This is a genomic window from Janthinobacterium sp. C22 (assembly GCF_057919405.1).
Genome location: NZ_CP193659.1, coordinates 2497914 through 2523642, shown reverse-complemented (window position 1 = coordinate 2523642; position 25729 = coordinate 2497914). Strand labels below are relative to the sequence as shown.

22 protein-coding genes and 2 pseudogenes are annotated in these 25729 nt (G+C 61.8%); 9 read left to right on the top strand and 15 right to left on the bottom strand.

The window, feature by feature from the left end:
- Positions 1 to 10: 10 nt before the first annotated feature.
- Both ACRHIG_RS11620 and ACRHIG_RS11615 read right to left on the bottom strand, forming a co-directional pair.
- Positions 11 to 2861: pseudogene (locus ACRHIG_RS11620) on the bottom strand (2-oxoglutarate dehydrogenase E1 component).
- Positions 2862 to 3117: 256 nt separating this feature from the next.
- Complete coding sequence (locus tag ACRHIG_RS11615) at positions 3118 to 4092, bottom strand: LysR family transcriptional regulator (protein WP_489630247.1); 975 nt, start codon at positions 4090 to 4092, stop codon at positions 3118 to 3120.
- A 115-nt stretch (positions 4093 to 4207) separates the two neighbouring features.
- On the opposite strand from ACRHIG_RS11615, the gene ACRHIG_RS11610 reads away from it, so the two are divergent.
- The gene (locus ACRHIG_RS11610) at positions 4208 to 4663 is read left to right on the top strand and encodes an MBL fold metallo-hydrolase (RefSeq protein ID WP_489630246.1); all 456 of its coding nucleotides are present in this window, start codon (positions 4208 to 4210) and stop codon (positions 4661 to 4663) included.
- 72 nt (positions 4664 to 4735) lie between these two features.
- Here the strand turns inward: ACRHIG_RS11610 and gltA are convergent, their stop codons facing one another.
- The 8 genes from gltA to ACRHIG_RS11570 all read right to left on the bottom strand — a co-directional run bounded on the left by gltA (position 4736) and on the right by ACRHIG_RS11570 (position 11032).
- A complete protein-coding gene (gltA, locus tag ACRHIG_RS11605) occupies positions 4736 to 6037 on the bottom strand; it encodes a citrate synthase (protein WP_034752071.1) in 1302 nt (433 codons plus the stop codon).
- A gap of 121 nt (positions 6038 to 6158) precedes the next feature.
- Complete coding sequence (locus tag ACRHIG_RS11600; protein WP_034752073.1) at positions 6159 to 6440, bottom strand: FAD assembly factor SdhE; 282 nt, start codon at positions 6438 to 6440, stop codon at positions 6159 to 6161.
- 117 nt (positions 6441 to 6557) lie between these two features.
- Complete coding sequence (locus tag ACRHIG_RS11595) at positions 6558 to 7268, bottom strand: succinate dehydrogenase iron-sulfur subunit (RefSeq protein WP_034752075.1); 711 nt, start codon at positions 7266 to 7268, stop codon at positions 6558 to 6560.
- 9 nt (positions 7269 to 7277) lie between these two features.
- Complete coding sequence (sdhA, locus tag ACRHIG_RS11590) at positions 7278 to 9059, bottom strand: succinate dehydrogenase flavoprotein subunit (RefSeq protein WP_086146040.1); 1782 nt, start codon at positions 9057 to 9059, stop codon at positions 7278 to 7280.
- 2 nt (positions 9060 to 9061) lie between these two features.
- The gene (gene sdhD, locus ACRHIG_RS11585) at positions 9062 to 9427 is read right to left on the bottom strand and encodes a succinate dehydrogenase, hydrophobic membrane anchor protein (protein ID WP_034752078.1); all 366 of its coding nucleotides are present in this window, start codon (positions 9425 to 9427) and stop codon (positions 9062 to 9064) included.
- Between the two features lie 2 nt (positions 9428 to 9429).
- Positions 9430 to 9768 carry a succinate dehydrogenase, cytochrome b556 subunit gene (gene sdhC / locus ACRHIG_RS11580; protein ID WP_489630245.1) on the bottom strand — a complete coding sequence of 113 codons (339 nt, stop codon included), beginning with the start codon at positions 9766 to 9768 and terminating at the stop codon, positions 9430 to 9432.
- A 166-nt stretch (positions 9769 to 9934) separates the two neighbouring features.
- A complete protein-coding gene (locus ACRHIG_RS11575) occupies positions 9935 to 10147 on the bottom strand; it encodes a hypothetical protein (protein ID WP_489630244.1) in 213 nt (70 codons plus the stop codon).
- A 9-nt stretch (positions 10148 to 10156) separates the two neighbouring features.
- Positions 10157 to 11032 (bottom strand): GntR family transcriptional regulator, encoded by an 876-nt coding sequence (locus tag ACRHIG_RS11570; protein WP_475415486.1) that lies wholly within the window; start codon positions 11030 to 11032, stop codon positions 10157 to 10159.
- A gap of 305 nt (positions 11033 to 11337) precedes the next feature.
- On the opposite strand from ACRHIG_RS11570, the gene ACRHIG_RS11565 reads away from it, so the two are divergent.
- From ACRHIG_RS11565 to ACRHIG_RS11545, 5 genes and pseudogenes are all read left to right on the top strand, one after another.
- Positions 11338 to 12327, top strand: a complete 990-nt coding sequence (locus ACRHIG_RS11565; RefSeq protein ID WP_070219190.1) for a malate dehydrogenase — start codon at positions 11338 to 11340, stop codon at positions 12325 to 12327.
- 111 nt (positions 12328 to 12438) lie between these two features.
- On the top strand, positions 12439 to 13437 hold the full coding sequence (locus ACRHIG_RS11560) for an HpcH/HpaI aldolase/citrate lyase family protein (protein ID WP_489630243.1): 999 nt from the start codon (positions 12439 to 12441) through the stop codon (positions 13435 to 13437).
- A 13-nt stretch (positions 13438 to 13450) separates the two neighbouring features.
- Complete coding sequence (locus tag ACRHIG_RS11555) at positions 13451 to 14002, top strand: hypothetical protein (RefSeq protein ID WP_475415488.1); 552 nt, start codon at positions 13451 to 13453, stop codon at positions 14000 to 14002.
- A gap of 85 nt (positions 14003 to 14087) precedes the next feature.
- Positions 14088 to 16808: an aconitate hydratase AcnA gene (acnA, locus tag ACRHIG_RS11550; protein WP_121670133.1), complete on the top strand. Its 2721-nt coding sequence runs from the start codon at positions 14088 to 14090 to the stop codon at positions 16806 to 16808.
- A gap of 212 nt (positions 16809 to 17020) precedes the next feature.
- Positions 17021 to 18271 (top strand): annotated as a pseudogene (locus ACRHIG_RS11545) (DUF2863 family protein).
- Between the two features lie 80 nt (positions 18272 to 18351).
- Here the strand turns inward: ACRHIG_RS11545 and ACRHIG_RS11540 are convergent.
- Genes ACRHIG_RS11540 through ACRHIG_RS11530 form a run of 3 tightly spaced genes read right to left on the bottom strand, consistent with a single transcriptional unit; the run spans position 18352 to position 20143 of the window.
- Positions 18352 to 18522, bottom strand: coding sequence for a hypothetical protein (locus ACRHIG_RS11540; RefSeq protein ID WP_489630242.1), 171 nt, complete (start codon positions 18520 to 18522; stop codon positions 18352 to 18354).
- Between the two features lie 22 nt (positions 18523 to 18544).
- On the bottom strand, positions 18545 to 19009 hold the full coding sequence (locus ACRHIG_RS11535) for a CYTH domain-containing protein (protein WP_475415490.1): 465 nt from the start codon (positions 19007 to 19009) through the stop codon (positions 18545 to 18547).
- 12 nt (positions 19010 to 19021) lie between these two features.
- Positions 19022 to 20143: a M14 family metallopeptidase gene (locus ACRHIG_RS11530; protein WP_489630241.1), complete on the bottom strand. Its 1122-nt coding sequence runs from the start codon at positions 20141 to 20143 to the stop codon at positions 19022 to 19024.
- A 301-nt stretch (positions 20144 to 20444) separates the two neighbouring features.
- On the opposite strand from ACRHIG_RS11530, the gene ACRHIG_RS11525 reads away from it, so the two are divergent.
- A complete protein-coding gene (locus tag ACRHIG_RS11525) occupies positions 20445 to 21107 on the top strand; it encodes a TetR/AcrR family transcriptional regulator (RefSeq protein WP_475415492.1) in 663 nt (220 codons plus the stop codon).
- A 96-nt stretch (positions 21108 to 21203) separates the two neighbouring features.
- Complete coding sequence (locus ACRHIG_RS11520) at positions 21204 to 21575, top strand: hypothetical protein (protein WP_077407401.1); 372 nt, start codon at positions 21204 to 21206, stop codon at positions 21573 to 21575.
- 61 nt (positions 21576 to 21636) lie between these two features.
- On the opposite strand, the gene scpC is transcribed toward ACRHIG_RS11520, so the two are convergent.
- Complete coding sequence (gene scpC, locus ACRHIG_RS11515; RefSeq protein WP_489630240.1) at positions 21637 to 23133, bottom strand: succinyl-CoA:acetate CoA-transferase ScpC; 1497 nt, start codon at positions 23131 to 23133, stop codon at positions 21637 to 21639.
- A gap of 160 nt (positions 23134 to 23293) precedes the next feature.
- On the opposite strand from scpC, the gene ACRHIG_RS11510 reads away from it, so the two are divergent.
- Positions 23294 to 24187, top strand: coding sequence for a LysR substrate-binding domain-containing protein (locus ACRHIG_RS11510; protein ID WP_099400290.1), 894 nt, complete (start codon positions 23294 to 23296; stop codon positions 24185 to 24187).
- A gap of 61 nt (positions 24188 to 24248) precedes the next feature.
- On the opposite strand, the gene fucP is transcribed toward ACRHIG_RS11510, so the two are convergent.
- A complete protein-coding gene (fucP, locus tag ACRHIG_RS11505) occupies positions 24249 to 25550 on the bottom strand; it encodes an L-fucose:H+ symporter permease (RefSeq protein WP_489630239.1) in 1302 nt (433 codons plus the stop codon).
- Positions 25551 to 25729 lie beyond the last annotated feature (179 nt).

The window sequence follows — 25729 nt, the reverse complement described above, 5'->3', positions numbered from 1 at the left end:
ATCCTGCCACTTACTTGGTCAGGATAAAACCCTTCAGCTTCGAGAATGCCGTTTCCAGCAGATCTTTTTGCTGGGCGTAGTGCTTGTCATAGTAACCGACAGCAGGCGACGCCGAGGCAGGACGGCCGGCGTAGGCCAGACGCTGACCCGATTCCAGGCCTTCGAAGATGTTGTGCTGGATCTGGAACCAGGCGCCCTGGTTTTGTGGCTCGTCCTGCGCCCAGACGACTTCGACCAGGTTCGGGAACTTCTTCAGTTCGGCAGCGAACGACTTGTGCGGGAACGGATACAGCTGTTCCAGGCGCACGATGGCCGTATCGGTCTGGCCGCGGGTCTTGCGTGCGTTGACCAGGTCGTAATACACCTTGCCCGAGCAGGCGACCACGCGCTTGACTTTCTTGGCGTCGATTTTGTCGTCGACTTCGCCGATGACGGTCTGGAAACCGCCCTTGGCCAGATCGGTCAGCGGCGAACCGGCATCCTTGTTGCGCAACAGCGACTTCGGCGTCAGGATGACCAGCGGCTTGCGGAACTGGCGCACCATCTGGCGGCGCAGCAAATGGAAGATCTGCGAAGCCGTCGTCGGCTGCACCACTTGCATGTTGTTGTCTGCGCACAGCTGCAGGAAACGCTCTGGACGCGCGGACGAGTGCTCAGGACCCTGGCCTTCGTAACCGTGCGGCAGCATCATCACCAGGCCCGAAGCGCGGCCCCACTTCACTTCGCCGGAGCTGATGAATTGGTCGATCACCACTTGCGCGCCGTTGGCGAAGTCGCCGAACTGGGCTTCCCAGATCGTCAGGGTGTTCGGTTCAGCGGTCGAGTAGCCGTATTCGAAGGCCAGTACGGCTTCTTCGGACAGCACCGAGTCGATGACGGTGAACGGCGCCTGGTTGTCCGACACGTTTTGCAGCGGAATGTAGGTACCCGCATCCCAGCGCTCGCGGTTCTGGTCATGCAGCACGGCGTGGCGGTGCACGAAGGTGCCGCGGCCCGCATCCTGGCCCGTCAGGCGGATGGCGTAGCCGGACGATACCAGCGAAGCGTAGGCCAGATGTTCGCCCATGCCCCAGTCCAGGTTCATTTCGCCACGGCCCATGGTGGCGCGGTCGCCCAGGACTTTTTCCACCAGCGAGTGGACCTTGAACTGTTCCGGCACGGTGGTGATGCGCGCGGCCAGGCGCTTCAGTTCCGTCATCGGCACGGCCGTGTCGGCCGAATCGGTCCATTTCTTGTTCAGGAACGGCAGCCAGTCGACGGCGTACTTGTTCTTGAAGTTCGAGATGACCGGATCGACGGTGTGCTTGCCGGCGTCCATGGCGTCGCGGAACGCGGCCACCATCTTGTCGCCGCCATCGGCAGGGATCACGCCTTGCGCCACCAGCTTGTCCGCGTACAGCTTGCGGGTGCCTGGGTGCTGGCCGATGCGCTTGTACATCAGCGGCTGCGTCAGTGCTGGCGTATCCTGCTCGTTGTGGCCCAGCTTGCGGTAGCAGATGATGTCGAGGACGATGTCCTTCTTGAATTCCATGCGGTAGTCGAGCGCGATCTGCGTCGCCAGGACCACGGCTTCCGGATCATCGGCGTTGATGTGCAGGACCGGTGCTTCGATCATCTTGACGACGTCCGAGCAGTACAGGGTCGAGCGCGAGTCGCGCGGATCCGAGGTGGTGAAACCGATCTGGTTGTTGATCACGATATGCACCGTGCCGCCCGTGCCGTAGCCGCGGGTCTGCGCCAGATTCAGCGTTTCCATGACCACGCCCTGGCCGGCGAAAGCGGCATCGCCGTGCACCAGGATAGGCAGCACTTGCGCGCCGTGCACGTCGCCGCGGCGATCCATGCGGGCCTTGACGGAACCTTCAACCACAGGGTTGACGATTTCCAGGTGCGACGGGTTGAACGCCAGCGACAGGTGGACCGGGCCGCCTGCGGTGGAGATGTCCGACGAGAAGCCTTGATGGTATTTCACGTCGCCGGCAGGCAGGTCGTCGCCATGCTTGCCTTCGAATTCTTCGAACAGCTCCTGCGGCGCCTTGCCCAGGGTGTTCACCAGCACGTTCAGGCGGCCGCGGTGAGCCATGCCGATGACGATTTCCTGCACGCCTTTTTCGCCGGCGCGCTGGATGGTTTCATCCATCGAGGCGATGAAGGTTTCGCCGCCTTCCAGGAGAAGCGCTTCTGGCCCACGTAGCGGGTGTGCAGATAGCGTTCCAGGCCTTCCGCCGCGGTCAGGCGGTCGAGGATGTGGATTTTTTCTCTGGGGTGAAATTCGGGGTGGAGCGGATCGATTCCAGTTTCTCCTGCAGCCAGCGCTTTTCGGCCGGATCGGAGATGTACATGAATTCGGCGCCGATCGAACGCGTGTAGGTATCGCGCAGATAGTTCAGCAGATCGCGCAGGGTGGCGGTCTCGGGGCCAAAATAGGTATTGCTGATGTTGAACACGGTGTCCATGTCCGCGTCGGTGAAACCGTAGAAGCTCGGCTCGAGCTCAGGGATCATCGGACGTTCCTGGCGTTGCAGCGGATCCAGGTTGGCCCAGTGCGAACCGAGGTAGCGGTAAGCGGCGATCAGCTGCGTGGCGGCGACGCGCTTGCGGCCCATTTCAGCATCGAAGGAAGCGGTCACTGTGCGGATCGGACCTGCTTTTGCGCGCTCGGCGAACGAGGCGACGACGGAGGCATGCGCCACGTCAGGCTTGTTGGTGCCGTCGACGGCAGGCACGTGCTGCATGGCGTCGAAGTAGGAACGCCAGTTATCGGGGACCGAGCCTGGATTGTTCAGATACGCCTCGTACAGGTCTTCCACGTACGGAGCATTCCCACCGAACAGGTAGGAGTTGGTCGTTAATTGCTGCATATATTGCTCACCTTTCTTCGCGCTTCGCGAGGAATTAGCGGGTTAATCTAACCTTCCGCGACACGGCCTGACCGGTTAGCGGATTGCACATCAAGTTGTGGGGAAGGGCTTTTTTATTGCACCAGCATTCTGCATACCGTCATTTAGAATAGCACGCGGTATTGTAACGCAACAACTGCATGTTGATTTTATTTGGCAAGCAAATGTAAGCTGTGTTGTTGGTTTTCCCGGGCTTGCCGGCCTTTTACTGTTGCGCTTACGGTACTTCCCTGTCCCGGCCGGCGTGCCGCCTGCGCCCGACTGGTCTGCCCGGCACCGGCGCTGCCGCGATGGCGGCCAGCCAATCGGCATCGCCGGCAAACCACTCCACCAGGAAGTCGAGCATGGTGCGCAGCAGGGGCGACATGTGCTGGCGCGAGGTATACACGCCGTAGATGCCCATGTCCTGCGGCTGGTAGGCGGGCAGCAGCTCCACCAGTTGCCCGCTGGCGATCAGCGGCGCGGCCGAATAGCGCGGCTGCATGGCGATGCCCGCCCCCGCCACCGTGGCCACCAGCAGGACCAGCGACTCATTCGCCGACAGGCGGCCGCTGACGGGGACAGTGAGCGCTTCCCCGTCGTGCGTAAACTGCCACAGGCTCTTGCCGAAATACGTATAGGTCAGGCAGTTGTGCAGGGCCAGGTCTTGCGCCCGGCGCGGCGTGCCGTGCGCCGCCAGGTACGATGGTGCGGCGCACACCACCGAGGCGCAGCTGGCCAGCTGGCGCGCGATCAGGTTCGGTTCGAGCGCGTTCGTGATGCGGATCGCCAGGTCGATGCGCTGTTCCACCAGGTTGACGGCGCGGTTCTCCATCTGCAGGTCGACGGCGGCGCGCGGGTAGCGCCGCAGGTAAGCGGTCACTGCGCCAGCGAGCGCCGTCTGCGCCAAGGATTGCGAACAGGTGATGCGCAGCAAGCCATGCGGCGTGTCGAGGCCTTCGGGCGAGGTGACAGCCATGGCGCCGGCCACGTCCAGCATCTGCCGGCAGCGCGCCAGGGTGGCCTCGCCCGCATCCGTCAGGCTCAAACGGCGCGTGGTGCGATGCAGCAGACGCGCCCCCGCCCACTGCTCCATCTCGGCCAGGTAGCGCGTCACCATGGCGCGCGACATGTCGAGCGCCTCGCTGGCGGCCACCATGCTGCCACGCTCGGCGATGGCGACGAATACTTGTGCGGCGGTGATGCGGTCCATGCGTACTCCCTTGATTCATCCGATCCATGCAACTAAGTATTGCAATCTACCCTATTTGTCGCGCCTGGTCGAAAGGATAATATGCGACATGAGCATCTAATGCAGAAAGAATAATATGTTTGCACGCGCCGCCCGCCCCGTACGCACGCTGGAAACCTTCCAGCTGGATGTGCTGGGCCGCGCGCCGTCCACTTCGCTGCTGCTGAGCGGCGTGGCCGACGCCATCCTCGTCAATGCCCAGTTCCTGCGCGACGATGCGGCGCAGTTAGCGCACACCATCGCCGCCAGCGGCAAGCGCCTGACCACCATCTATATCAGCGCGGCCGAACCGCAAGCGTACTTCGGCCTGGGCGTGCTGCGGCAAGCCTTTCCGCAAGCCCGCATCCTGGCCAGCGGCGCCACGGTCGAGGCGATCCGCCGCCAGGCCGGCGCCAAGGTCGCCCACTGGGGCGGCATCCTCAAGCACAATGCGCCGCGCTGCATCGTCATGCCGCACATTCACGAAGGCGCCAGCCTGCAACTCGAAGGCGGCAGCGTTTGCCTGCGGTCGCTGCTGGCGGCGCTCGACTGAGTCATGCCTCTTCCGCGCGCATAAAAAAACGGGCCGAAGCCCGTTTTTTTGTTTGCTCGATACCGCTCTGGATTAACGCTTGTCCAGTGGCAGTACTTCACGCGTGGTCGAACCGACGAACAGCTGGCGCGGACGGCCGATCTTTTGCTCCGGGTCGGCGATCATTTCGTTCCACTGGGCGATCCAGCCGATCGTACGGGCCATAGCGAAGATACCGGTGAACAGCGACACAGGGATGCCCAGCGCCGATTGCACGATGCCCGAGTAGAAGTCGACGTTCGGGTACAGTTTGCGCGACACGAAGTATTCGTCGTTCAGTGCAATCTTTTCCAGTTCCATCGCCAGCTTGAACAGCGGATCGTCTTGCAGACCCAGTTCTTGCAGCACTTCGTAGCAGGTTTCACGCATCAGCTTGGCGCGTGGATCGAAGTTCTTGTACACGCGGTGGCCAAAGCCCATCAGCTTGACGCCCGAGTTCTTGTCCTTGACTTGCGCGATGAAGGCAGGGATGTTCTCGACGGTGCCGATTTCCTTCAGCATGTTGAGTGCCGCTTCGTTGGCGCCGCCGTGGGCAGGGCCCCACAGGCAGGCGATACCGGCAGCGATACAGGCGAACGGGTTGGCGCCCGACGAACCGGCCAGACGGACGGTCGACGTCGATGCGTTTTGCTCGTGGTCCGCATGCAGGATCAGGATGCGGTCCAGGGCGCGCACCAGCACGTCGTTGACCTTGTACTCTTCGCACGGGTTGGCGAACATCATGTGCATGAAGTTGGCGCTGTACGACAGGTCGTTGCGCGGGTACACGAACGGCTGGCCGACCGAGTACTTGTAGGTCATGGCGACCAGGGTTGGCATCTTGGCGATCAGGCGGATGGCCGACACTTCGCGGTGACGCGGGTCGTTGATGTCCAGCGAGTCATGGTAGAACGATGCCAGCGCGCCGACGGTGCCCACCAGGACCGACATCGGATGCGCGTCGCGGCGGAAGCCACGGAAGAAGAATTGCATCTGTTCGTGCACCATCGTGTGCTTGGTGACGGTGTCGACGAACTTGGCTTTCTGCGCCGCGTTCGGCAGTTCGCCGTTCAGCAGCAGGTAGCACGATTCCATGAAGTCGGCGTTGACGGCCAACTGTTCGATCGGGTAACCACGGTACAGCAGCTCGCCCTTGTCGCCGTCGATGTAGGTGATCGACGAGTTGCAGGCGGCCGTCGACATAAAGCCTGGGTCGTAGGTGAACTTGCCGCTACCGGCGTACAGTTTGCGGATGTCGATGACGTCCGGGCCAACCGTGCCTTTGTAGATTGGAAATTCAAGCGATGGGCTGCCATCGGAGAACGACAGGGTAGCTTTTGTGTCAGAGATATTCATGGGCTCTTCCTTCTCGGGAGTGAGTCGAAATTAAAATCAAAAATTCTGGCTGCAATTCGCACCGCATTCGGCAGTGCTACAGCGCGCCACTCGCACCGTTTGCAATATATCGCCCAGGCGTCTAGGCAATGCGCAGTCGTTGCAGCAGTGCGCGCACGTGCGGCAGATCGACTTCGCCTTCCGGCTCTTTACGGGCCAGTACCAGATCCATTAACGCATTGTCCGACAAATCCAGCAAACGCGTCAGCGCGTCAACTTCTTCATCGGTCAATTCGGTTTCATACGCATCGAGAAAACGGGTCAGGATAATGTCGTTTTCCAGCAGGCCACGGCGTGAACGCCAGCGCAGGCGGGCGCGGTTGGCCGGGTCGGCCTGATGCGAGGACAAAATTGATTCTGTCATTTGGTTTACCACTTTACGTGTGCCTTGCGGCACGGTGCTGCTTTGCAGGCGCCGCCTGCAGGCAAGAGAGGATACCCTCTTCCGGCAAACGGCGCCCGGCGGACGCGATCAGGAGGATCAGATCGCGCGGCGGACCATCAATTCCTTGATCTTGCCGATCGCCTTGTTCGGGTTCAAGCCTTTCGGGCAGACGTCGACGCAGTTCATGATCGAATGGCAGCGGAACAGGCGGTACGGGTCTTCCAGGTTGTCCAGACGCGCACCGGTGGCTTCGTCGCGCGAATCGGCGATGAAACGGTAGGCTTGCAGCAGGCCGGCCGGGCCGACGAACTTGTCCGGATTCCACCAGAACGACGGGCACGACGTGGAGCAGCATGCGCACAGGATGCACTCGTACAGGCCATCGAGTTCTTCGCGCTGTTCCGGCGACTGCAGGCGTTCTTTTTCAGGCGGGATCGAATCGTTGATCAGGAACGGCTTGATCGAATCGTACTGCTTGAAGAATTGCGTCATGTCGACGATCAGGTCGCGGATGACCGGCAAGCCTGGCAACGGACGCAGCACGATAGGCTCCGACAGTTCGTTCAGGTTGGTGGTGCATGCCAGGCCGTTCTTGCCGTTGATGTTCATCGCGTCCGAACCGCACACGCCTTCGCGGCACGAGCGGCGCAGGGCCAGCGAGTCATCGACGTCCGCCTTGATGCGCTGCAGTGCGTCGAGCAGCATCTTGTCGGTGTCTTTCAGTTCGACCGTCAGGTCTTGCATGTACGGCTTGGCATCCTGGTCAGGATCGTAGCGGTAGATTTTGAATTTGAGAGTGCGTGCCATGGTATAGCCTTAGAAAGTACGTGGTTTCGGTTTGAAGGTATCAACCGTCAGCGGCTTGGTCACGACCGGCTTGTATTCCAGTCGGTTGCCTTCCGAATACCACAGAGTGTGCTTCATCCAGTTCTCGTCGTCGCGTTGCGGATGGTCGTCCTGGGCGTGCGCGCCGCGCGATTCCTTGCGGGCCGCTGCCGAAACGATGGTCGCTTTCGCCGTCTCGATCAGGTTGTCCAGCTCCAGCGCTTCCACGCGGGCCGTGTTGAAGACCATCGATTTATCCTTGAAGGAGACGTGCTTGCGGCGCTCGTCGAGCTTCATGATTTCTTCGACGCCCTTGCTCAGCATCTCGTCGGTACGGAACACGCCGCAGTACTTCTGCATCGTTGCGCGGATGTCGTTCGCCACGCCCTGCACGGTTTCCGTGCCGGTCGAGTTTTCCAGGCGCTGCAGACGGCCCATGGCGAAATCGGCAGCATCGGCTGGCAAAGGCTTGTTTTCCTTGGCTTTCAGGCCGCTGTTGACGATGTGGTTGCCGGCCGCGCGGCCGAAGACCACCAGGTCGAGCAGCGAGTTCGTGCCCAGGCGGTTGGCGCCGTGCACGGAAACGCAGGCGCATTCGCCGATCGCGTACAGGCCGTTGACGACCTTGGCCGAATTGTCCGGACCGGTCGGGGTGACGACCTGGCCGTGGATGTTCGTCGGGATGCCGCCCATCTGGTAGTGAATCGTCGGCACGACAGGAATCGGTTCCTTGGTGGCGTCGACGTTGGCGAACTTGTGGCCGATTTCCAGGATCGACGGCAGGCGCTTGGCGATGGTGTCGGCGCCGATATGGCGCAGGTCCAGCATCACGTGGTCCTTGTTCGGACCGCAGCCGCGGCCTTCCTTGATTTCCTGGTCCATCGAACGCGAAACGAAGTCGCGCGGCGCCAGATCCTTCAGGGTCGGCGCATAGCGCTCCATGAAGCGTTCGCCTTCGCTATTGATCAGGATGCCGCCTTCGCCGCGCACGCCTTCGGTGATCAATACGCCCGCGCCGGCCACGCCGGTCGGGTGGAACTGCCAGAATTCCATGTCCTGCAGCGGCAGGCCGGCGCGTGCCGCCATGCCCATGCCGTCGCCCGTGTTGATGAAGGCGTTGGTCGACGCAGCGAAGATGCGGCCTGCGCCGCCCGTTGCCATGACCGTCGTCTTTGCTTCCAGGATCATGCATTCGCCGGTTTCCATTTCCAGCGCAACAACACCGATCACGTCGCCTTCGGCGTCACGGATCAGGTCGAGTGCCATCCATTCGACGAAGAAGTGCGTACGGGCGCGCACGTTGCGCTGGTACAGGGTGTGCAACAGGGCGTGACCGGTACGGTCGGCTGCCGCGCAGGCGCGCTGCACCGGCTTTTCGCCAAAGTGTGCCGTGTGGCCGCCGAACGGACGCTGATAGATGGTGCCGTCAGGGTTGCGGTCGAACGGCATGCCGAAGTGTTCCAGTTCGTACACGACTTTCGGTGCTTCGCGGCACATGAATTCGATGGCATCCTGGTCGCCCAGATAGTCGCCGCCCTTGACGGTGTCGAACATGTGCCAGAACCAGTTGTCTTCAGCCATGTTGCCGAGCGACGCGCCGATGCCGCCCTGCGCTGCCACGGTGTGCGAGCGGGTCGGGAAGACTTTCGACAGAACTGCGACGTTCAGGCCGGCTTCAGCCAGCTGCAACGACGCGCGCATGCCGGAACCGCCGGCGCCAACGATGACCGCGTCAAAGCGGCGGGTAGGGATTGCAGATTTATATGCTGCCACGATTACACACTCCAGAGTATCTGTACCGTCCAGCCGGCACAAGCGATCAACCACAGCATGGTGGCAATTTGCAGGGTCAGACGGAGGCCAGCGCTTTTCACGTAGTCCATCCAGATGTCGCGTACGCCGACCCATGCGTGGTAGAACAGGGCGACGAAGGTCACCAGGCTGAACAATTTAAACCACTGCTGTGCGAACAGACCGGCCCAGCCTTCATAGCTGAAGTTGCTGCCGGTCAGGAAAGAAATAAGCAGGATGGCCACATAAGCCACCATGACGATGGCGGTGACGCGTTGCGCCAGCCAGTCGCGCAAGCCGTAATGGGCACCGACGACGAGGCGTTTCGGTCCGATATTATTGTCTGCCATGTTTAAAATACTCCAAACAGTTTCAAAGCGACCAAGGCCGTCAACACCAGGCTCACGACCAGCACGGACGACGCGGTCTTGCGTGCCGAATCTTTTTCGATGGCAACGTGCACATCCATGAACAGGTGGCGGATACCGGCGCAGAAGTGGTGCAGGAAGGCCCAGACCAGACCCAGGGTGATCAGCTTGACGAACCAGTGCGAGGCGATGCCCTGGAAGTAGGCGTAGGACATTTCGGAACGCAGGCTCAGTTCCAGCATGTACAAGATGCATGGCAGCAAGGCGAAAATGATGAAACCGCTGATACGATGCAGGATCGAGACGATGGCGCCGACAGCCATGCGGTAGTTCGACAACTCGGTAACATGAATGTTACGGAATTGCGGCCGTTCTTTTTGGTACTTCTCTTACGGCTTCAGACATAACAAAAACCTCCCCTTTGAATTTCAACTAAATATTGAAGCCGCGATTTTCGCCGATTTTCGCAACCCATACCAATATCTATTGTTACATATAACCAAAATGGTTTTTTACTACAAAATACCGCGCTACTTTCCGTAGTTCACGTAATTTAATTACAGAATCGCCGGCAAAACACGGCCCGCCGGGGCGGGCCATGCTGTCGCTGCGCTTTCCGTTGTCTCCGTTGCCCGCCTTGCGGCAGGCATCTTGCAAGCGATGCACTTCAGCCTTGCCGCTTGTCCGGGCACCGATGGGCACCCCGCCGCTTCAGCTGAGTTCATTCTGATAATGATGGCGACTGGTCAGGTATAAGCCCCGGCGCAGTTCGACGGGCTTGTCGCCGTAGGTAAACGACACGCGCTCGGAACTGAGCAAGGGCGTGCCGAGGTCGATATTCAACAGTTGCGCGGCGCCCGCGTCGGCGCACACGGCGCGGATCTGCTCGGACGCGCGTATCATGCGCGTGCCGAACTCCGTCTCGAACAGGCCGTACATGGGGCCCTTGTATTCCACCAGGCGCTCGGCCGTCAGGCCCTTGAAGATCAGGCCGGGCAGCCACAGCTCCTCGACGATGGTCGGCACGCCGTCGAAATACTGCACGCGCTTGATGAAGATGACGGCGTCGCCGGACTTCAGATCCATCAGGCGCGCCACGTCGGCCGGCGCGCGCACGCGCTTGACTTCGATGAATTTGCTTTCGGGGTAATGCGGCACGCCTTCGTCCGGCACCAGGCGCAGGAAGCGGAAATGCGCGCGCGCCTCATGATGGGTGGACACGAAGGTGCCCTTGCCCTGGCGGCGCATGACGAGGTTCTCGGCAGCCAGCTCATCGATGGCCTTGCGCACCGTGCCCTGGCTGACCTTGAAGCGCCCCGCCAGCTCGACTTCGCTGGGAATCAGCTCGCCCGGCTTCCATTCGCCCGATTGCAGGCTTTGCGTGATGAGCGCCTTGATCTGCTGATACAGGGGACTGAAGGTGGGCGAAGCATTCGCGGCAGGCGCGGCAGTGGTATTCACGCTGGCGACGGGGGCGGCGGTGCTGACCGCGGCGGCAACGGGCGTGGCCGGGGTGCCCGCGGTCGGACTGACCGCCCCGCTTGCAGCAGTGGCATTGTTGGTCAGATTGGACGAGGCGGAATTCATAGTCCGACATTTCAACACAAATCACCGCCCGCGTCCAGTAAAACACACGCAGTTATCTGTCTTATATAAGACATAAGATATGATTGACAGATAGGGATCGGAGGCCTACACTGCCTTCGATAAAACTTGTGAGCCAGCGTTTTATGTTGTCGGCCAGCCACTCTGGCCTCGTGCAGCACAAGCGTGACGGCGGCGTACACCAGCAATTCGGTGGCGCGGGCCGGTTTTGGTATCATTATAGTTTTTCCGGATAAGCGTAAGCCCAGCTTCAAGCCCGTTTTCTTTCCCATTTTTGGAGATTCATCATGGCTAAAACCCCAATGCGTGTTGCAGTGACCGGCGCCGCCGGCCAGATCGGCTACGCCCTGTTGTTCCGCATCGCCAATGGCGACATGCTCGGCAAAGACCAGCCTGTCATCTTGCAACTGCTTGAAATCCCGGACGAAAAAGCCCAGAAGGCGCTCAAGGGCGTGATGATGGAAATCGACGACTGCGCCTTCCCGCTGCTGACGGAAATGACCGCCCACTCCGACCCGCTGACCGCATTCAAGGATGTCGACGTGGCCGTCCTGGTTGGCGCGCGTCCACGCGGCCCAGGCATGGAACGCAAGGACCTGCTGGAAGCGAATGCCCAGATCTTCACGGTGCAAGGCAAGGCGCTCGACGCCGTCGCTTCGCGCAATGTCAAAGTGCTGGTGGTCGGCAACCCTGCCAACACCAACGCCTACATCGCCATGAAATCGGCACCATCGCTGCCGGCGAAAAACTTCACCGCCATGCTGCGCCTGGACCACAACCGCGCGCTGTCGCAAGTCGCTGCCAAGACCGGCACCGCCGTAAAAGACATCGAGAAGCTGACCGTGTGGGGCAACCACTCGCCAACCATGTACGCCGACTACCGCTTCGCCACCGTCAACGGCAAGGCTGTCAAGGATCTGATCAACGATCAGGAATGGAACGCCAACGTGTTCCTGCCGACCGTCGGCAAGCGCGGCGCGGCCATCATCGAAGCGCGCGGCCTGTCGTCGGCAGCGTCGGCAGCGAACGCCGCCATCGACCACATCCATGACTGGATGCTGGGCACCAACGGCAAGTGGACCACCATGGGCGTGCCTTCCGATGGTTCGTACGGCATCCCTGAAGGCACCGTGTTCGGCTTCCCGGTTACCACCGACAACGGTGAGTACACCATCGTTCAAGGTCTGGAAATCGATGCATTCTCGCAAGAGCGCATCAACCTGACCCTGAAGGAACTGACCGAAGAGCGCGAAGGCGTGAAACACCTGCTGGCCTAAGTCCAGTTTTGGCGGCGCGGCAATGCGCCGCCCGCCAAAGAAGGCCGCTCCGCGAGATTCGCGGCGCGGCTGTTTTCTCAAGTAGTTTTTACCTGCAGAAATGCCTTAAGCATGCACCCTTCCGAGGTTTTATTCCAAGGCAAACGCCAGCCGCTGTTGCTCGCCGCTTGCGACCACTACGCCGGCTCCGAAAAGCTGATGCGTAAATCGATTGCTTTGCAACAAGAGCTTGGCCCCCTGTTCGACATCACGTTCGACTGCGAAGACGGCGCCAGCGCCGGCAATGAAGAATCCCACGCCCTGATGATCGCCGGCCTGCTGGCCAGCGACGACAACCAGTTCAACCGCATCGGCGTGCGCGTGCACGACGTCGACAGCGCGTTTTTCGCGCGCGACGTGGAAATCATCTGCAGTGCCGCATCGCGCCTGGCCTACATCGCCGTGCCCAAGGTGGGCGGCGTGCAGGACGCCATGCTGGCCATCGACCTGATCAACCTGCACGCGCGCCGCGCCGGCCGCGACAACCTGCCCGTGCATATCCTGATCGAAACGCATGGCGCGCTGCGCGACGCCTATGCGATCGCCGCCCTGCCCCAGGTCGAATGCCTGTCCTTCGGCATCATGGATTTCGTCTCGGCCCACTACGGCGCCATTCCCGCCGCCGCCATGCGCACGCCGGGCCAGTTCACGCACCCGCTGGTGGTGCGCGCCAAGCTCGAAGTGGCGGCCGCCTGCCATGCGCACGGCAAGGTGCCGTCGCATAACGTGACGACCGATGTGCGCGATTCGGCCGTGGTGGCGAACGACGCCCAGCGCGCTACGGCCGAGTTCGGCTACACGCGCATGTGGAGCATCCACCCGGACCAGATCAAGCCCATCATCAAGGCCTTCACGCCGCGTCTGTCCGAAGTCAACGAGGCCAGCAACATCCTGAATGAAGCGCTGCGCGCCAACTGGGGACCGATTGCGCAAAATGGCCGCTTGCACGACCGCGCCAGCTACCGATATTATTGGACCGTTTTGCAACGCGCCAAACTGGCGGGCCTCGGCCTGCCCGAGGCGGCCGCTGCATTACTCAACGCCCCCTCTTCCAGCACCACTGAAAACTGACAGGAATTACACGATGTCCCTCTCCAAATTAGCCATTGCCTGCAGCGTCGCGCTGGGCGCCATGACCCTCACGCTGGCGCCGGCCAGCTTCGCTGCCACGGCAGAGGCAAATCCCAAGGCAGTCAAGGCCAAGCCAAAGGCCAAGGCCAAGACCAGCAAGGCCAAACCCGCCGCCAAGGAAGCACATCCACTGGCCATGTCGGTCGCCGACAAGGAAGAGTCCGATGAGCCGGACACCGCCGGCTCGGCCTCCACCGATTTCAATTGTGAACTTGGTAATAAAATTACCATCTACACCAATGCTACTGACGACAAACACATCGCCCTGCGCTGGAAGAAGCGCCTGCACCGCCTGAGCCGCGTTGGCACCACCACCGGCGCCAACCGCTTCGAGAACCGCTTGTATGGTCTCGTCTGGATCGGCATCCCGGCCAAGGGCATGCTGCTCGATTCCAAGCAGGGCCGCCAGCTGGCCAATGAATGCAAGGATGCGGAGCAAGCCAAGCCGGCGGCCGTGGTGGAAGCCGCGCCATCGCTGGGCGTGCTGCCGGCGACCGGCGGCTGATGTGCGTAGCAAGGGCCTCTTCGGGGGCTCAGTCATGTTTTGTAATTTGAATAATCAATAAGACGATACCCAACAAGGAGAGGTCATGTCCCGCAACACTCTGAACACGCTCAAGGACTTTAATATTTCGGATAGCAAGAAGGGCAAGCTGTACTCCCTGCCTGCGCTGGAAAAAAGCCTGGGCATCAATGTCTCCCGCCTGCCGGTGTCGATTCGTATCGTGCTCGAATCGGTACTGCGCAACTGCGACGGCAAAAAAGTCACCGAAGAACACGTCAAGCAATTGGCGAGCTGGGGCCCGACCGCCGAGCGCACCGACGAGATCCCGTTCGTAGTGGCGCGCGTCGTGCTGCAAGACTTCACCGGCGTACCATTGCTGGCCGACCTGGCCGCCATGCGCAACGTGGCCGCCAAGATGGGCATCAACGCCAAGAAGATCGAACCGCTGGTACCGGTCGACCTGGTGGTCGACCACTCGGTCACCATCGACCACTACCGCGAAAAGAAAGCGCTGGACCTGAACATGAAACTGGAATTCTCGCGTAACAACGAGCGTTACCAGTTCATGAAATGGGGCATGCAGGCATTCGACACCTTCGGCGTCGTGCCGCCAGGCTTCGGCATCGTCCACCAGGTCAACCTGGAATACCTGGCACGCGGCGTGCACCACGCAGGCAAGAAAGCCGGCGACGTGTACTACCCTGACACCCTGGTCGGCACCGACTCGCACACCACCATGATCAACGGCATCGGCGTGGTCGGCTGGGGCGTGGGCGGCATCGAGGCGGAAGCCGGCATGCTGGGCCAGCCGGTCTACTTCCTGACGCCGGACGTCATCGGCGTGAACCTGTCCGGCGCGCTGCGCGAAGGCTGCACCGCCACCGACCTCGTCCTGACCATCACCGAATTGCTGCGCAAAGAAAAAGTCGTCGGCAAGTTCGTCGAATTCTTCGGCGAAGGCACCGAATCGCTGACCCTGACGGACCGCGCGACGATCGCCAACATGGCACCGGAATACGGCGCGACCATGGGCTTCTTCCCGGTCGACGAAGCGACCATCGACTACTTCAAGGGCACCGGCCGCAGCAAGGCTGAAATCGCCGCGTTCGAAGGCTACTTCAAGGCGCAGAACCTGTTCGGCGTGCCGAAAGCGGGCGACATCGACTACACCCGCGTGGTGGAACTGGACCTGGCATCGGTTGCGCCATCGCTGGCCGGCCCGAAACGCCCGCAAGACCGTATCGAAATCGGCAACGTCAAGGCCAACTTCGCCGAGCTGTTCGCCAAGCCAACGACCGAAAACGGCTTCAACAAAAACCCGGCCGACCTGGCTGCCGTGTACGAAACGACGAACGGCGTGAAAGTGTCGAACGGCGACGTGCTGATCGCCGCGATCACCTCGTGCACCAACACCTCGAACCCGAGCGTGATGCTGGCTGCCGGCCTGCTGGCCAAGAAAGCCGTGGAAGCGGGCCTGAAGGTCGCGCCGCACATCAAGACCTCGCTGGCTCCCGGCTCGCGCGTCGTCACCGAATACCTGACTGCCGCCGGCCTGCTGCCATACCTGGAAAAACTGGGCTTCGGCGTGACCGCCTACGGCTGCACCACCTGTATCGGCAATGCGGGCGACCTGACGCCCGAGCTGAACGCAGCGATTGCCACGCACGACATCGTCGCGTCGGCCGTGCTGTCGGGCAACCGCAACTTCGAAGCGCGCATTCACCCGAACATCCGCTCGAACTTCCTCGCTTCGCCACCGCTGGTCGTCGCCTACGCCATCGCCGGCAACATGACGCGCGACCTGATGACGGAACCTGTCGGCAAGGGCAAGGGCGGCAAGGACGTCTACCTGGGCGACATCTGGCCGACCTCGGCTGAAGTGTCGGCCATGATGAAGTTCGCCATGAACGCCAAGGTGTTCAAGGACAACTACGCGGACGTCAAGGGCGCGCCAGGCAAGCTGTGGGAAAAAGTCACCACCGTGTCCGGTCAAGTCTACAACTGGCCGAAATCGACCTACATCGCTGAACCACCGTTCTTCGACAACTTCTCAATGACGCCAGCGGCAGTGGCCACCGGCATCGAAGGCGCGCGCGCACTGGGCGTGTTCGGCGATTCCATCACCACCGACCACATCTCGCCAGCCGGCTCGATCCAGGAAAACGGTCCTGCAGGCAAGTGGCTGAAGGAAAACGGCGTCCTGAAAGCGGACTTCAACTCCTACGGCTCGCGCCGCGGCAACCATGAGATCATGATGCGCGGCACGTTCGCCAACGTGCGCATCAAGAACCGCATGATCCCTGCCAAGGCGGACGGTTCGGCGGTCGAAGGCGGCATCACGATCCACCAGCCTTCCGGCGAACAGATGTCGATCTACGACGCAGCGATGAAATATGTTGCTGAAGGCACGCCAACCATGGTCTTCGGCGGCGAAGAGTACGGCACGGGCTCGTCGCGCGACTGGGCAGCCAAGGGCACCCAGCTGCTGGGCGTGAAAGCCGTGATCACCCGTTCGTTCGAGCGCATCCACCGTTCGAACCTGGTGGGCATGGGCGTGCTGCCGCTGCAATTCATCGGCGACGACAGCGTGCAGACGCTGGGCATCACCGGCAATGAAACCTTCGACCTGAAAGGCCTCGAAGGCGAAATCAAGCCACAGCAACTGGCTACCCTGGTGATCCACCGCGCCGACGGCAGCAGCCAGGAAGTCAAGGTCCTGCTGCGCATCGATACGCCGATCGAAGTCGATTACTACAAGCACGGCGGTATCCTGCCATTCGTGCTGCGTCAACTGCTGGCCGAGTAATCAGCCCAGCTGTGAGGTAAGATAAAAGCGCCGGTTCCGACCGGCGCTTTTTTCGTCCGCAGCGCCCGTTTTTCCTTGAAATTTCGACTATTGGCATGATCTGAGGACAGCTTACGTATTGCGTGCGGCTGAATCCTCTACAATACGGTTATAAGGGTTTATCATTGTTTGACTGATCCATTTTTTTCACTTTCCGAGACTCTTATCCCGCTATGCGTCGTCCTTCCAAAGATTCATCCCATAAACTGACTGCCGACAGCCAGCGCCTGGTCACCTTTGCCCAGGCGATCGTACAGGCAGCCAGCCGTCTCGAAGAGCGGTCCTGGGAACACAGCCTGGATACGCAGCTCCAGAAATTACTCAAAACCGGCCACCAGGACACCATCGACAACACCCTGGGCAGCCTGTTCAAGGAAGACTTGAACGCCTACGACGTGCTGATGGACTGCGTTGAAGCCGTCAGCGAATCGACCGTCGTCACGCATGAAGACGTGCGCTACGACGCCCTGCTGGTGGCCGTGCCCATCCTCGCGTGGACGCGCTTTTCCATCGCCTCCGGCCCCATGGCCGGCGATGCGCACGGCGTGCTGTCGGCGCATTTCGCCGCCCACCTGCTGGCCGACGGCACGAAGATGGCCATGGCGCCCACCCTGTACTCGATCGACCAGTTGCCGCGCAGCCACGTCGAAACCTATGCCAAGACGCAGAAGCTGGCCCTGGCCGCCCTGAAGGGCACGGCCGTCAAGCCGTCCAGCAAAGAGGCGGAAACGGCGCCTTTCCTGGCCGACACGCGCTACCTGCTGGTGGCCGTGGTCGCGCCTGCCGGCGCACCGCTGTTCCGCTGGCAGACGCCTTCGAGCCAGCTCGACTTCATCGCCGAGCGCAGCGCCGCCTGGAACAATGGCGCACGCAGGCGACGCCGACCATCGCCCGCCTGCTGCCCGGCTGCGGCCTGGAACTGCTGCTGCCGGAAGCATATTATGTGGCGTGCCGCGAAGCGGACAAGCTGATACGCCCCGTCTCCGTGCGCGCCGCCGTGCACTACCTGACGCACACGCTGGCCATCGAACCGTCGGAACTGCGCGCCGTCATCGCCGGCTTCGGCGAGGAAGCGGCCGACGGCCAGGTGGACGAGTACCGCATCGCCTTCACCCTGCGCCAGGCGCCGGACGTCATCTACGGCATCGTCTGGCCCCTGTACGGCCAGGAAGACGAGGATGGCACGCCGATCGAAGGCCTGATCCAGGTGGGCATCGCCGCGCTGGACAAGCAAAAGACGCCCGTCGATGAAATTATCGAGCACCTGAACGCCGCCGGCGTGACGCAGATCAAGCGCCACGCGGAACGCTTCGTCGGAGAGTACTGCGACGACTGCGGCGCGCCCTTTTGCCGACCCGGTCGGCGAGCTGGCGCATGCGGAAATGCCGGAAGATACGCCGCAGGGTACCGAGCATTTCCATTGATCTGATGACACACTCTTCAAACCTACTGCGCAGCCCGCTCTCGGGTCGGCGTTACTCGCTGTACCTTTAGTACAGCTGCGTTACTCAACCCGATATCGGGCTTGCTCGCTACGGTTTGAAGAGGTGTCGATGCAATAGGTGTCGATGCAATGGTTGAAAGGCAGACCGTAGGTCGGATTAGCCGGAACGGCGTAATCCGACAACAGCGTTGGCACATAAAAAAGGCGGAACTTCGGTTCCGCCTTTTTCATTTCAACGTCATTTAAAACACTATCACCACTGCGAGAACGGGTGGCGGATCAGATTCGCGTTGTAATAGCGCGCGTCGCCCGACACTTCCGCGCCTATCCATTCCGGCTTCTCGAAGGGCTGGTCTTCCGACGCCAGCTCGATCTCGGCCACGAGCAAGCCCGCATTGGCGCCGAGAAATTCGTCGACTTCCCACACCATGCCCGCGTGCTCGATGCGGTGGCGGTATTTTTCGATCAGCGGCTGTTCGCACAGGCCGTCGAGCAGCTCGACGGCGTCGGCCAGCGGAATCGGATACTCCCACTCGCCGCGCGTCGCGCCCACGTTGGCCCCCTTGATGGTCAGCATCGCCTGCTCGCCTTCGATGCGCACGCGCACCACGCGCTCGCGCGCGGACGACAAATAGCCCTGGCGCAGCAGCACCGCCTGGCCCAGGCCGCGCCAGGCATCGCCTTGCAGCAGGAATTTACGCTCGATCTCGACGCCCATGATCAACGCCGTTCAATCCAGCGACAGCAGGATAGGCTGCAGCATGGCCGCGCCCAGGGCCGCGCTGCGCGCGCCATTCCAGCCCACGGCCGGATCGGGCAAGTCGGCGTTTTCCTTGAACGGCATTTCCAGCGTCAAGGCCAGGCAGCCGAAGTGGTGGCCGATGTATTTCGACGCCAGGGTCAGCATGTCCGACTTGTACTTGCTGGCCGCATAGCCGAACTTGTCCTGGAAGTCGGGGCTGGCCTGCTTGTAGCGCTCGATGAAGGCTTTCTGGTGCGCCGCTTGCGCCGGCGTGAAGTTTTCCAGCATTTCGTTGCCGGCCACAAAGTTGTACGGCAGCGCTTCATCGCCGTGGATATCGAAGAACATGTCGACGCCCGTTTCGTGGATCTTGTTTTTCACGCACAGCACTTCCGGGCTGGACGCCAGCGATGGCGTCATCCATTCACGGTTCAGGTTGGCGCCGGCCGCATTCGTGCGCAGGTTGCCGCGGATGGAGCCGTCCGGGTTCATGTTCGGCACGATGTGGAACACGGCGCGCTGCAAGAGCTTGCGCGCGATCGGGTTGGCATCGTCCAGCAGCGAGTCGATCAAGCCTTCGACGAACCATTCGGCCATCGATTCGCCCGGATGCTGGCGCGCGATGACCCAGATTTTCTTTTCCGCCTGCGGATTGCCGATGGTGACCATGTTCATGTCGCGGCCGTCGACCGTGCTGCCCAGGTCGGAGACGCGCGCCAGAGGATGCTCGGCCACTTCGCCCAGCAGACGCAGATGGCGTTCCCACGAGTACGGCTCGAAATAGGCGTAGTACACGCTGTCGAGTTCCGGCGTGTGCGAGATCGTCATGACCTGGCCGTCGAACGCCGTCGGCACGCGGAACCAGTTTTCGCTGTCGTAGCTGGCCACGGCCTGGTAGTCTTCATAGCCGGCCGGATACGTGGCCTGGCCCGCGTTCAGGAAACGTATCGTGCATGCCTGGCCGCGCGCGCCCTGCAGGCGGAAGTGAAACCACTGGTGGATGTCGGCGTGGCTATCCTTGCGCAAGTTCAGGTCGATGGCGCTGGCGCTGGTGGCGCTCACCACGTCGATGGCGCCCGAGTCGAAGTTCTGGCTGATTTTAATGGTCATCAATGATCCCGTCCAAATGTAAGTGTTCCGGCGCTGCCTCGTGGGCCACCGCCGTCGCGCTAAAAAACGCAGTGTAAGCTATCCCGCTATTTTCCGCCCTTTGGCCCCATTCGCAAAGCCTGCCCCGGCGATTTATGCACCAATCCGGGGCATCGATGGAAAAGTGCCGGGCAAAAGCGCGAAAAATCGGTCCACTGTCGCATCCGCCGGACAAAAAACTGAATTGTAACAATGCCAGACACATTGGCAGCCCATCGCCCCCCTATAATTCCAGCTTTCATAGAGTCGCCAGGAAAGAGTCGTGGACAAGAAGCTGACCAATATTCAGGAAAGAAAGTTACGCGAAGCGCAGGCGCGGCGCGAGCACATCATCGACGTCGTCAAAGACCTCATCAAGAAGGGCGGCGCACGCGCCGTCTCCATCCGCAAGGTGGCCGAGGCGGCCGGCTTTTCCACCACCGTCGTGTACGCCCTGTTCCGCGACAAGGCCACCCTGATCGCCCAGGCCATGGACAAGGACTTGCTGGAACTGGTGCGCGCCATGCGTACCGCCTGCGACACCAGCATGGACCCATGGGAACGCATCAGCCTGGTCGGCCGCGCCTACATCGAGTACGGCTTCCAGCATCCCGACGAGTATTCGCTGATCTTCATGGAGCTGCGTCCGCACGCGGAAGTCGACGCCGTCGAAGTGGAACACGGTAATATCGAGCAAGACCCGTATGCCTACGCGCTGCACCTGTTCGGCGAACTGGCGCAGGCGGGCCAGGTACGCCAGGACGAGCCGGCGCTGCACACGATGACGCAAATCTTCTGGCAATCGCTGCACGGCCTCGTGTCGCTGCGCATCGTCATGGATGCGGGCGACCCATGGACGCCGCACCCGGAAATGAACGCACATATCGACGACTTGCTGGCCGTCGTCACGGCAGGCATCCGCCTGCGCTTCGCACCAGCTTCCTGACGTTTGATCCAGCGCAAACCGGGCCGCTCAAAAAGGCGGACAGTGGGGTGACGCCGCCTGCGCTGGTGCAGCGCGGCCCGCGCGAAGGGGTGCGAGATGAACGATGCCTATGCCACGGACCGGCTTGACAAACAGCAAAGCGCGAACAATGCTGTACGCATGGAAGCGCGCCTGACAAAACTGGAAACGGACCGGGAACATGACCGGCAATGGTTCAAGACCCTGGAACAGCGTCTTGGCGAGGGCCTCGACAAGGTGCGCACGGAGTTGCGCGACGAGTCGCAGTTGCTGCGCGCCGACCTGACGCAATTTCGCGGCGACCTGCGCGGCGACTGCCATGCCTTGCGCACGGAACTGGGCGACATCCGCAAGCACATGCATACCCACTTCCTGTGGTTCATGGGCATCCAGGCCACCACCACGTTTGCCCTGCTGGGCCTGGGCGCCAAGGCGCTGCATATGTATTGAATAGTGAAAAAGGCAGGCGCGGTGCCGTACCGCCCTGCCCTGTGTTTGCGCTGACGCAAACTTACTGCGCTGCCAGCATGCTCTGCGTTTCCTGGTAGCGCGTATGCCACGACAGCGCCTGTTCCAGGATGTGCGGCGTGTGGCCGCCGCGCTGGCATGCCGCGTCGTAATACGCGCGCAATTGGTCCCGGTAAGCGGGATGGGTGCAGCGCTCGATGATCAGCGGCGCCCGTTCGCGCGGCGCCAGTCCGCGCAAGTCCGCATAACCCCACTCCGTCACCAGCACGTCGACATCATGTTCCGTATGGTCGACATGCGAGACCATCGGCACGACGCTGGAAATGCGCCCGCCCTTGGCCGCCGATTTCGACACGAACATCGACACTTGCCCGTTGCGCGCGAAGTCGCCCGAGCCGCCGATGCCGTTCATCATGTGCGTGCCGCACACGTGCGTGGAATTGACGTTGCCATAGATATCGAACTCGAGCGCCGTATTCAGGGCGATGATGCCCAGGCGGCGCACGATTTCCGGATGGTTGCTGATCTCTTGCGGGCGCAGCACGATTTTCGAGCGGTAATGGTCGATATTGTCCATCAGCTTCTGGTGCACGGCGGCCGACAGGGTGATCGACGAGGCCGAAGCAAACGCCAGCTGGCCCGAATCGAGCAGCTCGATGGCGCTGTCCTGCAGCACTTCCGAATACATCGTCATGTTCTGGAAGGGCGAACCGATCAGGCCGTGCAGCACGGCGTTGGCGATGGTGCCGATACCCGCCTGCAGGGGCAGCAATTCCGGCCCCATGCGCCCGGCCGCCACTTCGCCTTCGAGGAAGGCAATCACGTGGCCGGCGATCGCCTGCGTTTCCGTGTCGGGCGGCAAGGCGTTCGACGGGCTGTCGGGGCTGTCCGTGATGACGATGGCGGCGATGCGCGCCGGGTCGATGGCGATGGCCGTGCTGCCCAGGCGCTGGTCCACGCGCGTGAGGGGAATCGGTTCGCGGCCCGGCAGGGTTTGCGGAATATAAATGTCGTGCAAGCCTTCCAGCGCCAGCGGCGTGGACAGGTTGATCTCGATGATCACCTGCGCTGCCTGCTGGGCAAAGGCGGCGGAGTTGCCCACCGACATGGTCGGGATGATGGCGCCGGCCGCCGTGATGGCCGTCGCTTCGATGACGGCGATGTCGACGGCGGCCAGGTTGCCCGAGCGCAGCTGCTCAGCCGTTTCCGACAGATGCTGGTCGATGAACATGACTTCGCCGTTGTTGATCTTGCCGCGCAGCACAGGGTCGACCTGGAACGGCATGCGGCGCGCCAGCACGCCCGCCTCGGCCATCAGGCCATCGCTGCCGTTGCCCAGCGAAGCGCCCGTGATCAGGGTCAGGCTCAAGGGCTCTTGCAGGGCGCGCTCGGCCAGCGCGCGCGGCAAGGCCTTGGCGTCGCCCGCGCGGGTGAAGCCGCTCATGCCGACACGCATGCCGTTGTGGAACAATTTGGCTGCCTCATCAGCGCTCATGATTTTGCCGAGCAAGCCTGGGTGGCGGATACGGTCCTCGTACATCGTGATGCTCCTGATCTTCTTAATATTCTCAAACTGGATGGCTGTCATACACCAGCCCCATAAGTGGTTTCAGTATAAAATCCCGCTTACATGCATGGCATGAATTAATTTCGCCACATCCAGTCGATATTTTCATGTCTTGCCACTGCCGAGCACCCTCTTGGATATCCGTTCCCTGCGCTATTTCGTGGAAACCGTGCGCCTGTCGAGCTTTACGCAGGCGGCCGAATCGCTGCACCTGACCCAGTCGACCATCAGCAAGATGGTGCGCCAGCTGGAAGACGAGGTGGGCGCGCAGCTGCTGGTGCGCGACGGGCGCAAGCTGACCCTGACGGACACGGGCCGCATCGTCTACCAGCACGGCCAGGAAATGCTGGCGAACATGCGCCAGCTGACCCTGGAAGTGCGCGACACGCAGGCCTTGCAGCGCGGCAGCCTGACGGTCGGCATCCCGCCCATGATCAATGTGCTGTTTACGCCCGTATTAAAGGCCTTTCGAGCACGCCATCCGCACATCAGCCTGACCCTGCAGGAAGACACGGGCCAGCAGATCGAGCGCAAGGTGGCGGCCGGCGAACTGGAAATCGGCATGACGGTGCTGCCGGCCGACCCGGAGCTCGATCTCGTGGCCGTGGAAGTGGCCAGCTACCCGATCTGGGCCCTGGCCGAGCCGGGCACGTTCCAGAAAAACCGCACGACGCTGCCCTTCAAGGCGCTGGCAGACTTGCCGCTGGTGTTATTGAAAGATGATTTCGCCCTGACGCGCAGCCTGCGCCAGCATTTCGCGCAAGCCGGCTTCACGCCGACGATCGCGGCGCAGAGCGGCCAATGGGACTGGCTGGTGGCGATGGCGTCGGCCGGCCTGGGCGTGGCCCTGCTGCCCGAGCCGTTCATCCACCGCCTGGCCGGCGAACCGTTGGAGGCGGTGCGCATCGTCGAGCCGGAAGTGGCGTGGCAGGTGGCGCACGTCTGGAGCGGGCGCTATCTGTCGCACGCGGCACGCGCCTGGCTCGAAGTGTGCCAGGACGTGCTGGGCACACAATTCGCGCACTGACGCACGCACTGACGTAAAGGGTGGCCGAGGCCACCCTTTTGCTTGCTCGCGACAGCGCGGTTTATTTGGCGTCGTCGTTGTACATGCTGGCGTATTTCCAGCCGAAGTACAGAATGAAGGTGTAGCACAGGGCCGGCACGAGGAAGGACAGCTGCAGGTTGATGTGGTCGGCCAGGAAGCCCTGGATGAACGGCACGATGGCGCCGCCGACGATGGCCATGCACAGGATCCCCGAACCTTGCCCCGTTTGCGCACCCAGCTTGTTCAGGGCCATGCTGAAGATGGTCGGGAACATGATGGAATTGAACAGGCCGACGGCGATCAGTGCCCACATGGCCGTGTGACCGCTGGAGAAGACGGCGACAAGGATCAGCGCGATGACGACGGCGGCGTTGAAGGCCAGGGTCTTGCCCGGGCTGACATAGCGCATCACGGCAAAGCCGACGAAGCGGCCCAGCATGGCGCCACCCCAGTAATAGCTGACGAAATAGGCGGCGTCGGCGTGGCTCAGGCCCGCGATATGGCTCTCGCCCAGGAAGTTGATCAGGAAGCTGCCGATGCTGACTTCACCGCCCACGTACAGGAAGATGGCCAGCGCGCCCAGCACCAGGTGGCGGTGCGACCAGATCGAGACCTTGTTGCCGTCCTGCGCCAGGGCGGCCGCATCGTCGGCATGCGAAATCTTCGGCAGCTTGGCCAGCGCGAACAGCACGGCCAGGATCACCAGGGTGGCGGCCAGCACCAGGTACGGGCCCTGCACGGAAGCGGCTTCCTTGGCGCGGTAAGCCAGTTGCTCGGCCGCCGGCAGCAGGTCGAACTGCTGCACCGTCAGCACGGTGCCGGACAAAATCAGCATGCCGCCCAGCGCAGGCGCCACGGTGGTGCCCAGCGCATTGAACGCCTGCGTCAGGGTCAACCGGCTCGACGCCGTCTGCGGGTCGCCCAGTTCCGTCACGTACGGGTTGGCAGCCACCTGCAGCACGGTGATGCCGGCCGCCAGGATGAAGAAGGACAAGAGGAACAGCGCATAGCTGCCGGTGGACGCCGGGTAGAACATGGCGCAGCCGGCGGCGGCGATCAGCAGGCCGGCGACGACGCCGCGCTGGTAGCCGATTCTCTTGATCAGCATGCCGGCGGGCAGCGAAACGATGGCGTAGGCGCCAAAGAAGCAGAACTGCACCAGCATCGCCTGGACATAGGTCAAGGTGTAGATCGAGCGCAGATGGGGAATCAGCACATCATTGAGCGAGGTCAGCAGTCCCCACATGAAAAACAGTACCGTGACAATGATCAGGGCGCCTGTATTGTTTTGCGTGCCGGCCTGTGCGGACTGGACGCCCTGGCCTTGCTTTACGTATTCCATACCTTCTCCATTTTTCAATTCCAAGTTGATCTTGCCAGGCATGGAAGCGTTTCCACCCGGGCAGCACCAGGACGCGCAAGCGCCACGCAGATATCAGCGTGGGCCATGACTGCCATCAGCGGTACGGGGGCAGGCACGGCAATCGCGCGCGCGGCAGGCGCACGGCCGACCGTTTCTCG

Excerpts from the sequence above, each read along its gene's own strand:
- ACRHIG_RS11615 (WP_489630247.1), bottom strand. The coding sequence starts at position 4,092 with ATGGACCGCATCACCGCCGCACAAGTATTCGTCGCCATCGCCGAGCGT.
- ACRHIG_RS11610 (WP_489630246.1), top strand. The coding sequence starts at position 4,208 with ATGTTTGCACGCGCCGCCCGCCCCGTACGCACGCTGGAAACCTTCCAG.
- gltA (WP_034752071.1), bottom strand. The coding sequence starts at position 6,037 with ATGAATATCTCTGACACAAAAGCTACCCTGTCGTTCTCCGATGGCAGC.
- ACRHIG_RS11600 (WP_034752073.1), bottom strand. The coding sequence starts at position 6,440 with ATGACAGAATCAATTTTGTCCTCGCATCAGGCCGACCCGGCCAACCGC.
- ACRHIG_RS11595 (WP_034752075.1), bottom strand. The coding sequence starts at position 7,268 with ATGGCACGCACTCTCAAATTCAAAATCTACCGCTACGATCCTGACCAG.
- sdhD (WP_034752078.1), bottom strand. The coding sequence starts at position 9,427 with ATGGCAGACAATAATATCGGACCGAAACGCCTCGTCGTCGGTGCCCAT.
- sdhC (WP_489630245.1), bottom strand. The coding sequence starts at position 9,768 with ATGGCTGTCGGCGCCATCGTCTCGATCCTGCATCGTATCAGCGGTTTC.
- ACRHIG_RS11570 (WP_475415486.1), bottom strand. The coding sequence starts at position 11,032 with ATGAATTCCGCCTCGTCCAATCTGACCAACAATGCCACTGCTGCAAGC.
- ACRHIG_RS11565 (WP_070219190.1), top strand. The coding sequence starts at position 11,338 with ATGGCTAAAACCCCAATGCGTGTTGCAGTGACCGGCGCCGCCGGCCAG.
- ACRHIG_RS11560 (WP_489630243.1), top strand. The coding sequence starts at position 12,439 with ATGCACCCTTCCGAGGTTTTATTCCAAGGCAAACGCCAGCCGCTGTTG.
- ACRHIG_RS11555 (WP_475415488.1), top strand. The coding sequence starts at position 13,451 with ATGTCCCTCTCCAAATTAGCCATTGCCTGCAGCGTCGCGCTGGGCGCC.
- acnA (WP_121670133.1), top strand. The coding sequence starts at position 14,088 with ATGTCCCGCAACACTCTGAACACGCTCAAGGACTTTAATATTTCGGAT.
- ACRHIG_RS11540 (WP_489630242.1), bottom strand. The coding sequence starts at position 18,522 with ATGAAAAAGGCGGAACCGAAGTTCCGCCTTTTTTATGTGCCAACGCTG.
- ACRHIG_RS11535 (WP_475415490.1), bottom strand. The coding sequence starts at position 19,009 with ATGGGCGTCGAGATCGAGCGTAAATTCCTGCTGCAAGGCGATGCCTGG.
- ACRHIG_RS11530 (WP_489630241.1), bottom strand. The coding sequence starts at position 20,143 with ATGACCATTAAAATCAGCCAGAACTTCGACTCGGGCGCCATCGACGTG.
- ACRHIG_RS11520 (WP_077407401.1), top strand. The coding sequence starts at position 21,204 with ATGAACGATGCCTATGCCACGGACCGGCTTGACAAACAGCAAAGCGCG.
- scpC (WP_489630240.1), bottom strand. The coding sequence starts at position 23,133 with ATGTACGAGGACCGTATCCGCCACCCAGGCTTGCTCGGCAAAATCATG.
- fucP (WP_489630239.1), bottom strand. The coding sequence starts at position 25,550 with ATGGAATACGTAAAGCAAGGCCAGGGCGTCCAGTCCGCACAGGCCGGC.